16 protein-coding genes and 1 pseudogene are annotated in these 15,461 nt (G+C 56.7%); 16 read left to right on the top strand and 1 reads right to left on the bottom strand.

Going from position 1 to position 15,461, the window contains the following annotated elements; all coding sequences use genetic code 11:
- The first annotated feature begins 70 nt into the window (after window positions 1-70).
- From prpB to efp, 11 genes are all read left to right on the top strand, one after another.
- Entirely contained in the window at window positions 71-970 is a 900-nt protein-coding gene (prpB, locus tag NIZ92_RS05210) for a methylisocitrate lyase (protein WP_026484284.1), read from the top strand.
- A gap of 104 nt (window positions 971-1,074) precedes the next feature.
- Window positions 1,075-2,238, top strand: a complete 1,164-nt coding sequence (prpC, locus tag NIZ92_RS05205; protein WP_009457712.1) for a 2-methylcitrate synthase — start codon at window positions 1,075-1,077, stop codon at window positions 2,236-2,238.
- Window positions 2,239-2,319: 81 nt separating this feature from the next.
- Window positions 2,320-2,730: a hypothetical protein gene (locus NIZ92_RS05200; protein WP_230940590.1), complete on the top strand. Its 411-nt coding sequence runs from the start codon at window positions 2,320-2,322 to the stop codon at window positions 2,728-2,730.
- Window positions 2,731-2,741: 11 nt separating this feature from the next.
- Window positions 2,742-3,017 carry a GNAT family N-acetyltransferase gene (locus NIZ92_RS05195; RefSeq protein WP_009457716.1) on the top strand — a complete coding sequence of 92 codons (276 nt, stop codon included), beginning with the start codon at window positions 2,742-2,744 and terminating at the stop codon, window positions 3,015-3,017.
- A 139-nt stretch (window positions 3,018-3,156) separates the two neighbouring features.
- Window positions 3,157-5,742, top strand: coding sequence for a bifunctional aconitate hydratase 2/2-methylisocitrate dehydratase (gene acnB, locus NIZ92_RS05190; RefSeq protein WP_022983544.1), 2,586 nt, complete (start codon window positions 3,157-3,159; stop codon window positions 5,740-5,742).
- 324 nt (window positions 5,743-6,066) lie between these two features.
- Window positions 6,067-7,233 carry a TRAP transporter substrate-binding protein gene (locus tag NIZ92_RS05185; RefSeq protein ID WP_009457721.1) on the top strand — a complete coding sequence of 389 codons (1,167 nt, stop codon included), beginning with the start codon at window positions 6,067-6,069 and terminating at the stop codon, window positions 7,231-7,233.
- A 138-nt stretch (window positions 7,234-7,371) separates the two neighbouring features.
- Window positions 7,372-8,004: a TRAP transporter small permease subunit gene (locus NIZ92_RS05180; protein ID WP_009457722.1), complete on the top strand. Its 633-nt coding sequence runs from the start codon at window positions 7,372-7,374 to the stop codon at window positions 8,002-8,004.
- On the top strand, window positions 8,001-9,923 hold the full coding sequence (locus NIZ92_RS05175) for a TRAP transporter large permease subunit (protein WP_254002813.1): 1,923 nt from the start codon (window positions 8,001-8,003) through the stop codon (window positions 9,921-9,923). Before NIZ92_RS05180 ends, NIZ92_RS05175 begins: the two co-directional genes overlap by 4 nt.
- Window positions 9,924-10,159: 236 nt before the next feature.
- Complete coding sequence (locus tag NIZ92_RS05170) at window positions 10,160-11,371, top strand: DUF2863 family protein (RefSeq protein WP_254002812.1); 1,212 nt, start codon at window positions 10,160-10,162, stop codon at window positions 11,369-11,371.
- Window position 11,372: 1 nt separating this feature from the next.
- Window positions 11,373-12,512, top strand: coding sequence for an elongation factor P maturation arginine rhamnosyltransferase EarP (gene earP / locus NIZ92_RS05165; RefSeq protein ID WP_254002811.1), 1,140 nt, complete (start codon window positions 11,373-11,375; stop codon window positions 12,510-12,512).
- A gap of 72 nt (window positions 12,513-12,584) precedes the next feature.
- Window positions 12,585-13,142, top strand: a complete 558-nt coding sequence (efp, locus tag NIZ92_RS05160) for an elongation factor P (protein WP_003802564.1) — start codon at window positions 12,585-12,587, stop codon at window positions 13,140-13,142.
- 93 nt (window positions 13,143-13,235) lie between these two features.
- Here the strand turns inward: efp and NIZ92_RS05155 are convergent, their stop codons facing one another.
- Window positions 13,236-13,436: an SDR family oxidoreductase gene (locus tag NIZ92_RS05155; protein WP_254002810.1), complete on the bottom strand. Its 201-nt coding sequence runs from the start codon at window positions 13,434-13,436 to the stop codon at window positions 13,236-13,238.
- 14 nt (window positions 13,437-13,450) lie between these two features.
- On the opposite strand from NIZ92_RS05155, the pseudogene NIZ92_RS05150 reads away from it, so the two are divergent.
- The 5 genes and pseudogenes from NIZ92_RS05150 to NIZ92_RS05130 all read left to right on the top strand — a co-directional run.
- Window positions 13,451-13,952, top strand: a pseudogene (locus NIZ92_RS05150) (TRAP transporter large permease subunit); the annotation flags it as partial.
- An 11-nt stretch (window positions 13,953-13,963) separates the two neighbouring features.
- Window positions 13,964-14,254, top strand: coding sequence for an SDR family oxidoreductase (locus NIZ92_RS05145; RefSeq protein ID WP_254002809.1), 291 nt, complete (start codon window positions 13,964-13,966; stop codon window positions 14,252-14,254).
- 158 nt (window positions 14,255-14,412) lie between these two features.
- On the top strand, window positions 14,413-14,574 hold the full coding sequence (locus NIZ92_RS05140) for an SDR family oxidoreductase (protein WP_254002808.1): 162 nt from the start codon (window positions 14,413-14,415) through the stop codon (window positions 14,572-14,574).
- On the top strand, window positions 14,571-14,795 hold the full coding sequence (locus NIZ92_RS05135; protein WP_254002807.1) for an SDR family oxidoreductase: 225 nt from the start codon (window positions 14,571-14,573) through the stop codon (window positions 14,793-14,795). The genes NIZ92_RS05140 and NIZ92_RS05135 overlap by 4 nt, the downstream gene beginning before the upstream one ends.
- 253 nt (window positions 14,796-15,048) lie before the next feature.
- Window positions 15,049-15,396, top strand: a complete 348-nt coding sequence (locus NIZ92_RS05130; protein ID WP_254002806.1) for a hypothetical protein — start codon at window positions 15,049-15,051, stop codon at window positions 15,394-15,396.
- Window positions 15,397-15,461: the final 65 nt, after the last annotated feature.

Below are 15,461 nucleotides of genomic sequence, written 5' to 3'. Positions count from 1 at the left end.
CTTTAGTAGAACCAACCCATCGCAGCACTACGCTGACGACATTTTTATATCTTGTGATCTGGAGCCCCAAATGAGCCAAAACCAACTGACATCGGCAGGCGCCCGTTTCCGCCAGGCCCTGCGTGAAGAACAGCCTTTGCAAATCATCGGCGCCATCAACGCCAACCACGCTTTGCTGGCCCAACGCGCCGGCTACCGCGCCATCTACTTGTCGGGTGGCGGTGTCGCGGCTGGCTCTTTGGGCTTGCCTGATCTGGGCATCAACACGCTGGACGACGTGCTGACCGACATTCGTCGCATTACCGATGTGTGCGATCTGCCTTTGATGGTGGACATTGATACCGGCTTTGGCGCTTCCGCCTTCAACATTGCTCGCACGATCAAAAGCCTGATCAAGTTCGGCGCTGCCGCTTGCCACATTGAAGACCAGGTTGGCGCCAAGCGTTGCGGTCACCGCCCCGGCAAAGAAATCGTCAGCACTGGTGAAATGGCCGACCGCGTGAAAGCCGCTGTTGACGCCCGTACCGATCCCGAGTTCTTCATCATGGCTCGTACAGACGCGATTGCCGTCGAAGGCGTGGACGCTGCTCTGGAGCGTGCCCAGGCTTGCGTGGAAGCAGGTGCAGACGGCATTTTTGCTGAAGCCTGCTACGACCTGGACACCTACCGTCGCTTTACCGAAACCCTGAATGTGCCTGTGCTGGCCAACATTACCGAGTTCGGTCAGACCCCGCTGTTCACCGTGGAAGAACTGGCGTCGGCCAATGTGGCCATGGTGCTCTACCCCCTGTCCGCCTTCCGCGCCATGAACAAGGCCGCCGAAACTGTCTACCAGGCGATCCGTCGTGACGGACATCAAAAAAATGTCATCGATTTGATGCAGACTCGTGAAGAACTGTACGATCGTATCGGCTACCATGCTTACGAGCAAAGCCTCGACAAGCTGTTCCAAAAAAACAAGAAGTCCTGAGCCGCCACAGGCTCCCGCCCGGCCCGTGATCAGGGCCGTCGCGCGGGTAAAACCCCATTCAGCAGCCAGCCTCGTGCTGGCTGCCCAGCAACCAGGAGACCTTTATGAGCAGTACTGAGAACACCCCTAGCACTGGCTTCAAGCCCAAGAAATCTGTTGCCCTGTCTGGCGTTGTTGCAGGCAATACCGCCTTGTGCACGGTCGGTCGCAGTGGCAATGATCTGCACTACCGCGGCTACGATATCTTGGACCTGGCCCAGGCTTGCGAATTTGAAGAAGTGGCTCATTTGCTGATCCACGGCAAACTGCCCAACCGCGACGAACTGCGCGCGTACAAACAAAAGCTCAAGCGTCTGCGTGGCCTGCCTCTGGCCCTGCAAACCGCGCTGGAAACCCTGCCTGCCCACAGCCACCCCATGGACGTGATGCGTACTGCCGTGTCGGTTCTGGGCTGCGTGCTACCTGAAAAAGACGACCACAACCTGCCCGACGCACGCGACATCGCCGACCGTCTGATGGCTTGCCTGGGTTCGGCCCTGCTGTACTGGTACCACTACAGCCACAACGGCGAGATGATTGACGTACAGACCGACGACGACAGTATCGGCGCGCACTTCCTGCACCTGCTGCATGGTGAGAAGCCATCGGCCGAGTGGGAAAAAGCCATGCATGTCTCGCTGAACCTGTACGCCGAGCACGAGTTCAACGCCTCCACCTTTACCAGCCGCGTTATCGCCGGTACAGGTTCGGACTTCTACTCCGCGATTGCCGGTGCCATCGGTGCCCTGCGCGGTCCCAAGCACGGCGGTGCCAACGAAGTGGCTTTTGAAATCCAGAAGCGCTACGAGAACCCCGATCAGGCTGAAGAAGACATCCGCAAGCGCGTGGAAAACAAGGAAGTCATTATTGGCTTCGGTCACCCCGTCTACACTATCTCCGACCCACGCAACGAAGTAATCAAATCGGTGGCCAAAGAGCTGGCCGTGGCCGATGGCAACACCCGCATGTTCGACATTGCCGAACGTCTGGAAAGCGTGATGTGGGAAGTGAAGAAAATGTTCCCCAACCTGGACTGGTTCTCGGCCGTGTCCTACCACACCATGGGTGTCCCTACTGCCATGTTCACGCCTTTGTTCGTGATCGCGCGTACGGCTGGCTGGGCGGCTCACATCATTGAGCAGCGCGTGGACAACAAGATTATTCGTCCTACCGCCAACTACATTGGCCCTGAAAACCAGAGCTTTGTGCCTCTGGATCAGCGCCCATAAGTCACAGATCCTGGGCTATTATTTGCCTGTGATCTAACCCACACGGCCCCGCTGCATTGCGCACGCGGGGCCGTCTTGCTGATGACTTCCATGCTCTCTGAATTTGTACGCTACGCCCTGCCGCTGGCCGGCACCTTGATGATTGCCTGTGCCTTGACCAGTCTGGTCTCCGGCGCTTATTTACTGCTTTTCAATCTGCGCCGCAGCAACCAGGTGTTGCGTCATCCCTATCTGGATCAGTACCCCTGGGAAAAACTCAGTTTTTCGCTGAAGGCAGGCGTACTGCTGGATTATTTTTTACGTCTGAATTTCCCCAAACGCCAAAACTCGCTGTTTGGCAATGCCAACCGGCTACTCAAGCACGTGCAACCCGATGATGTCCCCATGGGCATCAAATGGCCCCTGATGGGGCTGTGGGGCGGCTGCTTTCTGGGCATGATCGCCATGCTGGCTGTTTGGATTCTGATCGCCCTGCACTCCAACCCCACTTGAAGGAGTCTGCCATGACTACCGAGATCCACCACGACCCGCAAGCGCGTCTGTTTTACTGCGACATTGAAAACCGCCGCAGCGTGATCGAATACGAACTGGACGATGCTGTCATGAGCATCACCCACACCCGTGTGCCGCCTGAGCTGGAAGGCCGCGGCATTGCGGGGCAACTGACCCGCTTCGCATTGGAAACGGCAAAAAACCAACAGTGGAAAGTGCGCCCCGTTTGCAGCTATGCCGTGGTCTATTTCCGCCGCCACCCTGAATACGCCGACTTGCTGGCCTGAGCCCGGCAATATTCAGGTTCCCGTAAGTCTTATATAAGATATAAGACCATTGCTTCGCTGCGCGCTTCAAATTACAATTGGGGCAACACGCGATTTATTGCATTTTCATATCAACCATTTACCGATAGGCACCCGCACTATGCTGGACTCTTACCGCGAACATGTTGCCGAGCGCGCTGCTCTGGGCATTCCCCCGCTGCCTTTGTCGGCTCAGCAGACCGCCGAGCTGATCGAGCTCATCAAGAACCCACCTGCCGGTGAGGAAGCATTTCTGGTCGACCTGCTGACGCACCGCGTCCCCGCCGGTGTGGACGATGCTGCCAAAGTGAAAGCCTCCTACCTGGCCGCCATCGCGCTGGGCACAGAAACCTGTGCTTTGATCAGCCGCGAGCGTGCCACTGAGCTGCTGGGAACCATGCTGGGTGGCTACAACATCAGCCCGCTGATCGATCTGCTGGATTCGCCTGAACTGGGCCAGATCGCCGCCAACGGCCTGAAAAACACCCTGTTGATGTTTGACTCTTTCCACGACGTTCAGGAAAAAGCCGAAAAGGGCAATGCCTTTGCAAAAGAAGTGCTGCAAAGCTGGGCCGACGGCGAGTGGTTCACCAGCCGTCCTGAAGTTCCAGAAAGCCTGACCGTGACCGTTTTCAAAGTCACCGGCGAGACCAACACGGACGATCTGTCCCCCGCCCCTGACGCCTGGAGCCGCCCGGACATTCCGCTGCACGCTCTGGCCATGCTGAAGAACCCGCGCCCAGGTATCGAACCTGAAGAGCCCGGCAAGAAAGGTCCTGTCAGCTTTATCGAATCCCTGAAAGAAAAGGGCCACCTGGTTGCCTACGTGGGCGACGTGGTCGGTACCGGTTCTTCGCGTAAATCGGCCACCAACTCCGTGTTGTGGTTCACCGGCGAAGACATTCCTTTCGTTCCCAACAAGCGCTTTGGTGGCGTGTGTCTGGGCAGCAAGATTGCTCCTATCTTCTACAACACCATGGAAGATGCCGGCGCTTTGCCTATCGAACTGGACGTTTCCAAAATGGAAATGGGCGACGTGGTGGAACTGCGTCCCTACGAAGGCAAGGCCTTCAAGAATGGCGAACTGATCTCCGAATTCCAGGTCAAGTCCGACGTCCTGTTTGACGAAGTGCGTGCCGGTGGCCGTATTCCCCTGATCATTGGCCGTGGCCTGACCACCCGTGCTCGCGAAGCACTGGGTCTGCCCCCAACCACCCTTTTCCGCCTGCCACAAAGCCCTGCCGACTCCGGTAAAGGCTTCTCCCTGGCCCAGAAGATGGTTGGCCGTGCTTGCGGTCTGCCTGAAGGCCAGGGCGTGCGTCCCGGTACTTACTGCGAACCACGCATGACTACCGTTGGTAGCCAGGACACGACTGGCCCAATGACTCGCGACGAACTGAAAGACCTGGCTTGCCTGGGCTTTTCGTCCGATCTGGTAATGCAGTCCTTCTGCCACACCGCCGCTTACCCCAAACCTGTTGACGTTAAAACTCACCACGAACTGCCTGCTTTCATCAGCACACGCGGTGGTGTTTCCCTGCGTCCAGGCGACGGTATCATCCACTCCTGGCTGAACCGCATGCTGTTGCCCGATACCGTGGGTACCGGTGGCGACTCGCACACCCGTTTCCCTATCGGCATCAGCTTCCCCGCTGGTTCCGGTCTGGTGGCCTTTGCCGCTGCTACCGGTGTGATGCCTCTGGACATGCCAGAATCCGTGCTGGTGCGCTTCAAGGGCGAAATGCAGCCCGGCGTCACCCTGCGTGACCTGGTTAACGCCATTCCTCTGTACGCCATCAAGCAAGGCTTGCTGACCGTCGAGAAAGCCGGCAAGAAGAACATCTTCTCCGGTCGCATTCTGGAAATCGAAGGTCTGCCCAACCTGAAGATCGAACAGGCTTTCGAGCTGTCCGACGCTTCGGCCGAGCGCTCCGCTGCTGCATGTACCGTGCGCCTGAGCAAAGAGCCCATCATCGAATACCTGAACAGCAACATCACGCTGCTCAAGTGGATGATTGCCAATGGCTACGAAGACGAGCGCACTATCTCCCGTCGTATCAAGGGCATGGAAGCCTGGCTGGCCAACCCGGAACTGCTGGAGCCCGATGCAGACGCTGAATACGCCGCTGTGATCGACATCGATCTGGCTGAAATCCACGAACCTATCGTAGCTTGCCCGAACGACCCAGACGACGTGAAGACGCTGTCCGACGTGTCCGGCACCGTGATCGACGAAGTGTTTATCGGTAGCTGCATGACCAACATCGGTCACTTCCGTGCCGCTTCCAAGCTGCTGGAAGGCAAGCGCGACATTCCAACCCGTCTGTGGGTCGCTCCTCCGACCAAGATGGACCAGCAACAGCTGAGCGAAGAAGGCCACTACGGCGTTCTGGGCGTAGCTGGTGCTCGCATGGAAATGCCCGGTTGCTCGCTGTGCATGGGTAACCAGGCACAGGTTCGCGAAGGCGCCACCGTCATGTCCACCAGCACCCGTAACTTCCCCAACCGTCTGGGCAAGAACACCAACGTGTTCCTGGGTTCGGCTGAACTGGCTGCCATCTGCTCGCGTCTGGGCCGCATCCCGACCCGCGAAGAGTACCTGGCCGACATGGGCGTTCTGCAAGCCAATAGCGAAGACATCTATCGCTACATGAACTTCGACCAGATCGAAGAGTTCAAGGAAATTGCTGACTCCGTAGGTCTGTAAGCCCTAGCGCTTGCAAAAAACGCCTTCGCCGCTTCATGCGGCGAAGGCGTTTTTCTTTGCCTGTTTGAAATGACTTCCCTCTCAAGAGGCCTGTAAAAAGCCTGTTCAGCACAGTCCACCCGTCGCTAAAGGTGCACTCACTCACGCTTATCTGCCCACGGGTATACCCCTATCATCATTGTGGTTACTCCTTATGTACGGCCAGTGTTCGAATCGCATATAAAGCTGAAAGCAAACTGAAAGAAGACTGAAATAAAGCTGAAAACACATCAGATTGCTGCAGTTTGCTCTCGAACGCTTACAGCCACTTCGGAGACACACCTCATGAGAAACAGGATCAAAAAAAGCACCGCGCCTCAAGCACAAACTGGCGCATCCCGGCGCAAGTTCCTGAGCGGTGCTGCAGCCGGCACCGCGGCTGCAGCAACGATGGGCTTTCCTGCCATCGCTCGCGCGCAGGGTCCCATCAACTTCCGCTTCCAAAGCACTTGGCCCACCGTCGACATCTTCCACGAATTCGCTCTTGATTTCGCCAAGAAGATCAACGACATGACCGGTGGAGATCTGAAAATCGAAGTTTTGCCGGCAGGGGCTGTTGTACCGGCTTTTGGCCTGCTGGATGCCGTCTCCAAGGGAACGCTGGACGGGGGCCACGGCGTGCTGGGTTACAACTACGGCAAGCAGAACGCCCTGGCCTTGTTTTCGTCAGGACCGGCCTTCGGCATGGACGCCAATATGGTCCTGGCATGGCACAAGTATGGCGGTGGCAAGGAGCTACTGGCCAAGCTGTACGATGCCATCGGTGGCAATGTCGTCTCCTTCCTGACCGGCCCGATGCCCACGCAACCATTCGGCTGGTTCAAGAAACCCATCACCAAGACAGAAGACCTCAAGGGTCTGAAGTTCCGCACCAATGGCCTGGCTATCGACCTGTTCACTGAAATGGGCGCGGCCGTCAATGCTTTGCCGGGCGGTGAAATTGTTCCGGCACTGGACCGCGGCCTGCTCGATGGTGCGGAGTTCAATAACGCCGCCTCGGACCGCGCTCTGGGCTTTCCGGACGTGTCCAAGGTCTGCATGTTGCAAAGCTTTCACCAGGCCTCGGAAACCTTCGAGATCATGTTCAACAAGGACAAGTACAACGCCTTGCCGACACAGCTGAAAGCCATCGTCGACAACGCCGTGGAGGCCGCATCGGCCGACATGTCCTGGAAGGCGGTGGACCGTTACTCGCAGGACTACCAACGCCTGCAAAAGGAAGACGGCGTCAAATTCTACAAAACGCCCGACACCATCCTGCAGCAACAACTGGTCGTGTGGGACCAGATCGTTGCCAAGAAGGCCGAGACCAACCCCCTTTTCAAGGAAATCGACGCATCGCAACGAGCGTTCGCGGCACGCGCCATGGCGTGGGACATGGACACCAACAATAACCGCCGTATGGCCTACAACCACTACTTCGGTCGCAAGGCCCCCCAAGCCAAGAGCTGACCCCTAACGGCAATTGCACTGCGTCATCCCGTCCAGCCGGATGTGGATGACGTCTCCTTCCCCACTCCAGGCCGGCCGCGCCCCAAGCCGCAGCCGACACGCATCAGACCCTTTCCGCGCTAGCAAGGTGAACCTACCATGCAGAAAATTCTGGTCTTTATCGACCGGTTCAATACGTGGATAGGCCAGTTGTTCGGCTGGCTAGTCCTGGCATTGACCCTGTTCGTTTCCTTCGAGGTCTTCTCTCGATACGTACTCTCCAACCCACACGCCTGGGCCTTTGACATGATGAACATGCTGTACGGTGGCCTGTTCATGATGGCCGGTGCCTACACGCTCTCCAAGAACGGCCATGTGCGCGGGGATGTGCTGTACGGCTTTTTTCCACCCCGTCTGCAGGCAGCCCTGGATCTGATCCTGTACATCCTGTTCTTCATCCCTGGTGTGGTCGCCATGTTCTGGGCCGGTTACTACTTCGCAGCCGAGTCCTGGGCCATCACGGAGCACTCCAATATCACGGCAAACGGACCGCCCATCTACCCGTTCAAGGCCATCATCCCGCTGGCCGGTTTCTGCCTTCTGCTGCAAAGCTTCGTGGAAATGGTGTACTGCGTACGCTGCTTGCGAGACGGAAAATGGCCTTCGCGCGACAAGGACGTTGAGGAAGTCGATGTCGACAAGCTCATGGATATGGTGGACGTCAAAAGCGATGACATTGAGAAACTGGATGCCTTTGTCACAGGCGACGGCAAGAAAGGGAGTCCAACATGAGAAAAGAAATCTGGTTCGGGCTCACCATATTGATCGGGATTGTCCTGAGCATTGCCATCTTCATGCCAGCGCCAGCAGACATGAGCAACGGCCATTTGGGCCTGCTCATGCTGGCCCTGATTGTCGTCACCATCATGCTGGGCTTTCCCACTGCCTTCACCCTGATGGGGATGGGGGTGATCTTTACCTGGCTGGCCTATCGCGACATGGGCACGCAGCAAGCAATCCAGCAGACCCTGGACCTGATGGTTCTGCGCACCTACGCCGTCATGACCAACGACGTGCTGATTGCGGTGCCTCTGTTCATCTTCATGGGTTACCTGGTTGAACGCGCCAACCTGATCCAGAGCCTGTTCCAGGGCATGCACCTGGCCATGGCACGAATTCCAGGTTCGCTGGCAGTAGCCACCATTGCCACCTGCGCCATCTTTGCCACGGCCACGGGCATTGTGGGGGCCGTGGTGACTCTGATGGGGCTACTGGCCATGCCCGCCATGCTGCGAGCGGGTTACAGCGTGCAGCTAACGGCTGGCTCCATTACCGCTGGGGGCTGCCTGGGCATTTTGCTGCCCCCCTCCGTACTCCTGATCCTGTACGGCGCCGTCGCGGGTGTCTCGGTCGTGAAACTGTATGCCGGGGCCTTTTTCCCCGGCCTGATGCTGGCTGTCCTGTACGTGGTGTACGTCATCATTCTGGCCAAGCTCAAGCCCAGTGTCGCGCCTCCGCTTTCCGCGGAAGACCGGATCGTGCCTCTGCCAGCCTTCGCACAAACCATCAAGGAGACCATTACAGACCGTGCTGTACCCGGCCTGATCAACGCCATGAAGGGGCCTCGCAACGTCGACGTGCCCATGAAGCTGCTGGTCAAGAATCTGGCCGTGGCCTTGCTGCCCGCTGTGATCTTCATCGCTGTCATGGGCTTTAGCTACCAGTCGGTCACTGCACCCAAAGTAGCCGAGCACTACGAGCTGCAGGAAATGGGCGGCGGTTTCAATAACTTCGACAGTGACTACAGCGGCGGTGGGCTGGCAGAACCTCCGGGTGCTGGCGGTTTATCCGAACCTGAAGGCAGCGAGCCTCTCGTGGCGCTGGGTGCCAGCGAACCGGGCGCAGAAGCCCCCGCAGCTGCAGCAGAGGTAGCCGAAGAAACCACTACGGCAGAGCGCCAAGCCGCGCCAATGACATTCTGGATCTTTCTGATCGTGGGCAGTCTGGCCTTGTTGTGCTACTACGCCATGCTGAACTTCGCACGGCTGGAAATCTTCAAGATGCTGCTCAGCTCCTTCTTTCCGCTGACCATGCTGATCCTTGCCGTGCTGGGCAGTATTATCGTTGGCCTGTGCACTCCCACCGAGGCGGCGGCCTTGGGTGCCTTGGGCGGCATCCTGCTGGCCTTCGCCTATCGCCGCTTGAATTTCTCCATGGTGCGCGAATCGGTGTACCTCAGCGCCAAGACCAGTGCCATGGTCTGCTGGCTGTTCGTCGGTTCCAGTATTTTCTCGGCCGCCTTCGCCCTGCTGGGTGGTCAGGAACTGATCAATGGCTGGGTGCTGTCCATGGATCTGACACCCATTCAGTTCATGATCCTGGCGCAGATCGTTATTTTCCTGCTGGGTTGGCCGCTGGAATGGACAGAGATCATCATCATCTTCATGCCCATCTTCCTGCCACTGCTGGCGCACTATCAGATCGACCCCCTGTTCTTCGGCCTGCTCGTCGCCCTGAACCTGCAAACCGCATTCCTGTCACCACCGGTTGCCATGTCGGCTTTCTACCTGAAGGGCGTCTCGCCACCCCATGTCACCCTGAACCAGATTTTCCTGGGCATGATGCCCTTCATGGGCATCCAGATCCTGGCGATCATCATCCTGTACCTGTTCCCTGGCATCGGCCTGTGGCTACCTAGCGTGTTGTACTGATCGCAAACTGCCAACATCGGACCGGGCCCGGCGCCTCCCCCGCTATCACAGGGGAGGCGCCGGGTGCATGGAGGCGGCCCCTCGCGTACATGCCTGATAAGTCACAAATTATCGCCAGCCTCTATTTTGCAAGCACCAGAACTCTACCAACCATCCCCTAGGGGCTACCCTCATTCACACACCCCGGTCGTGGCAAAGGGTAAACTAGCTTGTCCCTCTCTCGGTTTTGTATGTCCATGTCGCAACTCAATTCCAAACTGCTCGCCCAACAACCCAAAGAAATCCAGCGTCTGATCAATTACACCGACGCACTGGTACGTTCCGGCTCGCAGATCGAAGATCGCTATTGGCAAGGGCTGACCGCTCAATTGCTGGACAAGCTCTATAGCGGGCGCCGCAATACAGCGGTTGAACAGACACTGGAACTGCTGGGCAGCCAGCAACAAAACCAGCATTACGAAATCCTGATGGAACTGGCCGAGTCCCACGCCGAGTGTCAGCAAATCGAGCATGACGGTGTGCTGTACGACGCCCTGCTGTTTTCGGCCCCGCTGACCGCCTGGACACGCTATCAACTGCCCCAGGGAGTACTGAAACCCCAGCAACACAAGGAACTGGAAGAGGCCTTGCGCGCCACGGTTCTGGCCGAAGGCACAATGTGCGCCCTGCTGCCCAATCTGGTCAATTACGACGAGATGCCGCAGACCTACCAGCAGGCTTACGCTTGGACGCGCAGCCTGACTGCGCAAGCTCTGGGCCGCAGCCAGGAGCCTGCTCCACTGAACAAACCCGAAGAAGCCAGTAGCCTGTTGGCCGACGCCCGCTTTCTGATTGGTGTGGTTATGGCTCCGGTCGGTCAGCCCCTGTTTCGCTGGCAGCAATCCAGCGACAATCTGCAAGCCGACCACCTGCGCTGGGTAGAGCAATGGGTGGAGCGTTACTCCGCCATCGTCACGCCGTTGTTTACCGGCTGCCAGCTGCAATTTCTGGCCCCCAACGCTTATTACGTCAACAACCGTGAGTCGGACCGCGAGATTCGCCCACTGGCCCTGAAGGCCGGCATCACCTGGCTGCAAACAGCCGTGAAGCTCTCGCCCGACCATTTGCGTGCGGTCATCGTTGCTTGCGGCGAAGAACAGATCGAAGAATATCGCGTGGGCTTTAGCACCATTTCCTCGCCCACCGTGATTTATGGCTGTATCTGGCCTGTATTGAGCCAGGAAGAGGCCGAGTCCTCTTTCCACAGCGACGACCATATCGACATTCCGGACGTGATTGCCGCCCTGCTCAGCACCTTGGGCCTGGTCCAGATTCAGCGCCTGCCCGGCCTGCACTCCACCGAGACCTGCGACGATTGCAACGCGCCCTTCTTCCCGGACATCAACGGCGAGATGCAGCACCCGGAACTGCCGGACGAAATCGATCTGGACCCCGTACAGCTGCACTAAATTGAACACCGTTACTGTTTCCCAACCTGTATCCATAGACCTGTTTTGCCGTGTTATCGACAATCTGGGGGATATAGGCGTGTGCTGGCGGCTGGCCCGTCAGTTGGCGGCCAGACCCGAGGTCGCCCAGCTACGCCTGTGGGTAGATGATCTGCACAGCTTCAGCCGCATCCAGTCCGAAATTCAAAGCGAACGGCAAAGCCAGCATCTGCAAGGCGTAGATATTGAGCATTGGCACGACGCGCGCCAGGATTACCCCGCTCCACACCCCTTTGTGATCGAGGCCTTTGCCTGCGAACCGCCCGAAGCCATGACACGGCAACTGACGGCAGATAGCCATGTGTGGATCAATCTGGATTATCTGAGCGCCGAACCCTGGGTACAGGGCTGCCACGGCCTGCCCTCCCCACAAGCCGGTGGTGCGAACAAATATTTTTTCTTTCCCGGCTTTGTCCCGCAAACAGGGGGGCTGCTGCGTGAAAGCGATCTGCTGGCCCGTCGCGATGCCTTTCAACAGGACGATGTCGCCTACCAGGCCATGCTGAGTCGTCTGGGCGTGGCGCAGGAGCACATTCAAGCTCTGCTCCAGGGCGAGATGCAGCAAATGTTCCTGTTCTGCTATCCCGATGCGCCCGTCCTGGCCCTGCCCGAAGTGCTATCTACACTAAAGCAGAAAACCCTGCTGCTAGTGCCCGAGTCTGTTGCCCAAGGTATCCCGGATCTGGAGCAAGGCCACTTGCACGTTCAGCGCATCCCCGCTGTGAATCAGGCCGATTTTGATGCCCTGCTCTGGCGTAGCGCGCTGAATATTGTGCGTGGCGAGGACTCCCTGGTACGCGCCATCTGGGCCGCTCAGCCCATGCTGTGGCAGCCTTACGTACAGGAAGAACAGGCCCATCTGGACAAGCTGCAAGCCTGGCTGGATACCAGCAATTTGCCCGAGCCGGTTCAAGCCCTGCATCTGGCCTGGAGCAGTGCCGATCAGGCCGGTGCCGTCACTGCCTTGAGCCGCTGCCTGGACTCCAAGGTGTTGCGTCTATGGCAACAAGAAGCCCGTGCTTATAGTGGAAAACTGGCCGAACAAGCCGATTTGGCCAGCAGTTTGCTGAGTTTTTACACCCAAGTCGCCCGAAAACGCTAAAATAACGGATTACCTCTTAAAAGCTCCCTGACACTGCGTTTGGCGGAGCCTGTCCCATTCGGAGTTTTTTTAATGAAAACCGCACAAGAACTGCGCGTTGGTAACGTCGCGATGGTTAATGGCGACCCTCTGGTCGTTCAGAAAACGGAATACAACAAATCCGGTCGCAACTCCGCCGTTGTCAAATTGAAGTTCAAGAACCTGCTGACCGGCTCGAACAGCGAAGCCGTGCACAAAGCTGACGAAAAATTTGAAGTGGTCCAGCTGGAAAAGCGCGAATGTACTTACTCCTACTTTGCTGACCCTATGTACGTCTTCATGGACGAAGAGTACAACCAGTACGAAATCGAAGCTGAAAGCATGGGCGACGCCCTGGATTACCTGGAAGAAAACATGTCCGTTGAGGCCGTTTTCTACGAAGGTCGTGCTATCTCGGTTGAGCTGCCCACCATCATCGTGCGCGAAATCACCTACACCGAGCCAGCCGTGAAAGGCGATACCTCCGGTAAAGTGCTGAAACCCGCCAAGATCAACACTGGCACCGAAATCAGCGTGCCTTTGTTCTGCAACATCGGCGACAAGATCGAAATCGACACCCGCACTGGCGAATACCGCAGCCGCGTGATGTAAGAAAGACGTCGTACCGTCCAGTGCGGTACGCGCAAAAAAAGGGGCTGTTTTTACAGCCCCTTTTTCCTGCCTGCTCGAATCACCACATCATCCTCAGGCCAGCAGGCCGGTATTCACAAAACCACCGTCCACACTGATGACCTGCCCGGTCATATAGGCTGTTTTTTCGGTATCCAGCAAAAAGCAGATCGCCTGCGCTACCTCACGCGGCGTGCCATAGCGATGCATGGGCACGGCAGATTTCCAGGTTTCCTGCACCTGCCCCGTGTGCACCTGCATGGCCAATGGCGTCATGATGGGGCCGGGGCATCTACCGCCAGTTCGACTGGCGCAAGCTCTACCCCATGCTGGTGAATGCCGCTGTTCTGTCAGGAGCCATCCTGATCATCATCGGCGCAGCCTCCGGCATGGCCTGGGCCCTGACCCAATCTGGCTTCTCCCGCGAGCTGGCCCAATTCATGCAAACCCTGCCCGGAGGCCGCATGGGCTTCCTGATTGTGTCGGTGATCGCCTTCATCATCCTGAGCAGCCTGCTCGAAGGCATCCCCGCCATTGTGCTCTTTGGTCCGCTGCTGTTCCCCATTGCACGAGTCATGGAAGTGCATGACGTGCACTTCCATGATCGTGATTCTTTCCATGGGCCTGGGCCTGTTCGTACCACCCTTCGGCGTTGGATACTACACCGCTTGCGCCATCGCCCGCGTCAACCCGGATGAAGGCATCCAACCGATCTGGGGCCACATGCTGGCCCTATTGATTGGCCTGGTTTTTGTGGTCGCCTTCCCCTGGATTTCGATTGGTTTTCTGTAAGCGATATGGCTATGACACAGCAGCACAACTCCGCCGTTTTTACGCAAAGCCTGCAAGGCAAAACAGTAGTGTTTTTTGGGGCGGGCGCGCCTTTAGAGGATTGGAATAACGGGAAAGCGGCGGCGGTGGCTTATGCCAGGGCCGGGGCGCAGGTGGTTTGTGTGGATAAGGATTTGGCAGCGGCTAAACGCAGCGCGGATCATATTCTTGAGGAAGGTGGAGAAGCGCTGGCTTTGGAGGCAGATGTTTGTAATACCGAGACGGTAGAAAAAACAGTGACCTTAGCTATAGCGCATTTCTGAAAAATCGACGTTCTCCATAACAACGTAGGCATTGCACCTGCGGGTGGACCATTAGATATAGATGACGCTCTTTTTCAGCAGACCATGGGTATCAATGTTGGATCTATTCTGCGCACACTCGCGCAGTATTACCGCACTTTCTGAAACAAGGCTCGGGAGTGATTACTAATATATCTTCCCTGGCTTCAATCCGTTGGAGTGGCTACTCTTACTTCGCCTATTACGCGTCTAAGGCGGCGCTGAATCAGGCTACTGTTGCTACGGCATTGGAGTTTGCTAATAAAGGAATACGGGCGAATGCCATTTTCGCCGGGGGGTGATTGATACGCCACTGGTTTATCAGCAGATTGCTGTCCAGTATGATTCGATTGAACATATCAAGGAGCAGCGGGCTAATGCGGTGCCGATGAAGAGAACGGGAACACCGTGGGATATTGCAAATGCAGCGGTGTTTTTGGCTTCGGATGCGGCGGGGTTTATTACGGGGGTTTGTCTGCCGGTGGATGGGGGGCATTCTTGTGCTATGCCGGGGATGAGGTGAGTAATTAAGTCTGATCAACACACAAAGTTTAAGAGTTTCCGCAATCGGCGATCAGCAGTCATTTCATCACTGGCCTTTGGGAACTTATAACAGCCCTCAATCTAAAATTTTCCTAAAAATCTTTCTTTCTTACGATTGCTCGCTCTAATATTTATGGATAGATTCATTCGTATAAGAGCGATGATCAATTTTCTCGTATCGTCTAAATCCAGCTAGCTTTCAACTACATTTCAAAAACAAGGAGTAATTACTAATGTCTGCAGTAAAAGAAATTATGTCTCTGAGAGGCTCAGTCGGAACCGCCACAGTTGTAGAAGCATTAGGCGAAGCTGGTGGTGACGAAGCGGTAAAAGCCATCATGTCACTCAGAGGGTCAGTTAGCACTTCAGTTGTTGTGAAAGCATTAGGCCGGGCCGGAGGTGATGAAACAGTGCGAGCGATTATGTCTCTGAGAGGCTCAGTCGGAACCGCCACAGTTGTAGAAGCATTAGGCGAAGCTGGTGGTGACGAAGCGGTAAAAGCCATCATGTCACTCAGAGGATCAGTTGGCACTTCAGTTGTTGTGCAAGCATTAGGCCGAGCAGGCCGGGCAAAAAAATAATCAAAGCTAACAAGTAAATGCAGGTAACGCCTACGGCGCACCTGATTTAGGCGTTAAAACTCAAA

Source organism: Alcaligenes sp. 1735tsa3, assembly GCF_024134565.1.
Taxonomy (GTDB): domain Bacteria; phylum Pseudomonadota; class Gammaproteobacteria; order Burkholderiales; family Burkholderiaceae_B; genus Alcaligenes; species Alcaligenes phenolicus.
Note: the sequence above shows the minus strand (reverse complement) of the source record. Positions and strands in the feature narration are given on the sequence as shown.

Bases quoted from the DNA above. Each gene is read 5' to 3' on its own strand.
- prpB (WP_026484284.1), top strand. From the start codon at position 71: ATGAGCCAAAACCAACTGACATCGGCAGGCGCCCGTTTCCGCCAGGCC.
- prpC (WP_009457712.1), top strand. From the start codon at position 1,075: ATGAGCAGTACTGAGAACACCCCTAGCACTGGCTTCAAGCCCAAGAAA.
- NIZ92_RS05200 (WP_230940590.1), top strand. From the start codon at position 2,320: ATGACTTCCATGCTCTCTGAATTTGTACGCTACGCCCTGCCGCTGGCC.
- NIZ92_RS05195 (WP_009457716.1), top strand. From the start codon at position 2,742: ATGACTACCGAGATCCACCACGACCCGCAAGCGCGTCTGTTTTACTGC.
- acnB (WP_022983544.1), top strand. From the start codon at position 3,157: ATGCTGGACTCTTACCGCGAACATGTTGCCGAGCGCGCTGCTCTGGGC.
- NIZ92_RS05185 (WP_009457721.1), top strand. From the start codon at position 6,067: ATGAGAAACAGGATCAAAAAAAGCACCGCGCCTCAAGCACAAACTGGC.
- NIZ92_RS05180 (WP_009457722.1), top strand. From the start codon at position 7,372: ATGCAGAAAATTCTGGTCTTTATCGACCGGTTCAATACGTGGATAGGC.
- NIZ92_RS05175 (WP_254002813.1), top strand. From the start codon at position 8,001: ATGAGAAAAGAAATCTGGTTCGGGCTCACCATATTGATCGGGATTGTC.
- NIZ92_RS05170 (WP_254002812.1), top strand. From the start codon at position 10,160: ATGTCGCAACTCAATTCCAAACTGCTCGCCCAACAACCCAAAGAAATC.
- efp (WP_003802564.1), top strand. From the start codon at position 12,585: ATGAAAACCGCACAAGAACTGCGCGTTGGTAACGTCGCGATGGTTAAT.
- NIZ92_RS05155 (WP_254002810.1), bottom strand. From the start codon at position 13,436: ATGACGCCATTGGCCATGCAGGTGCACACGGGGCAGGTGCAGGAAACC.
- NIZ92_RS05145 (WP_254002809.1), top strand. From the start codon at position 13,964: ATGACACAGCAGCACAACTCCGCCGTTTTTACGCAAAGCCTGCAAGGC.
- NIZ92_RS05130 (WP_254002806.1), top strand. From the start codon at position 15,049: ATGTCTGCAGTAAAAGAAATTATGTCTCTGAGAGGCTCAGTCGGAACC.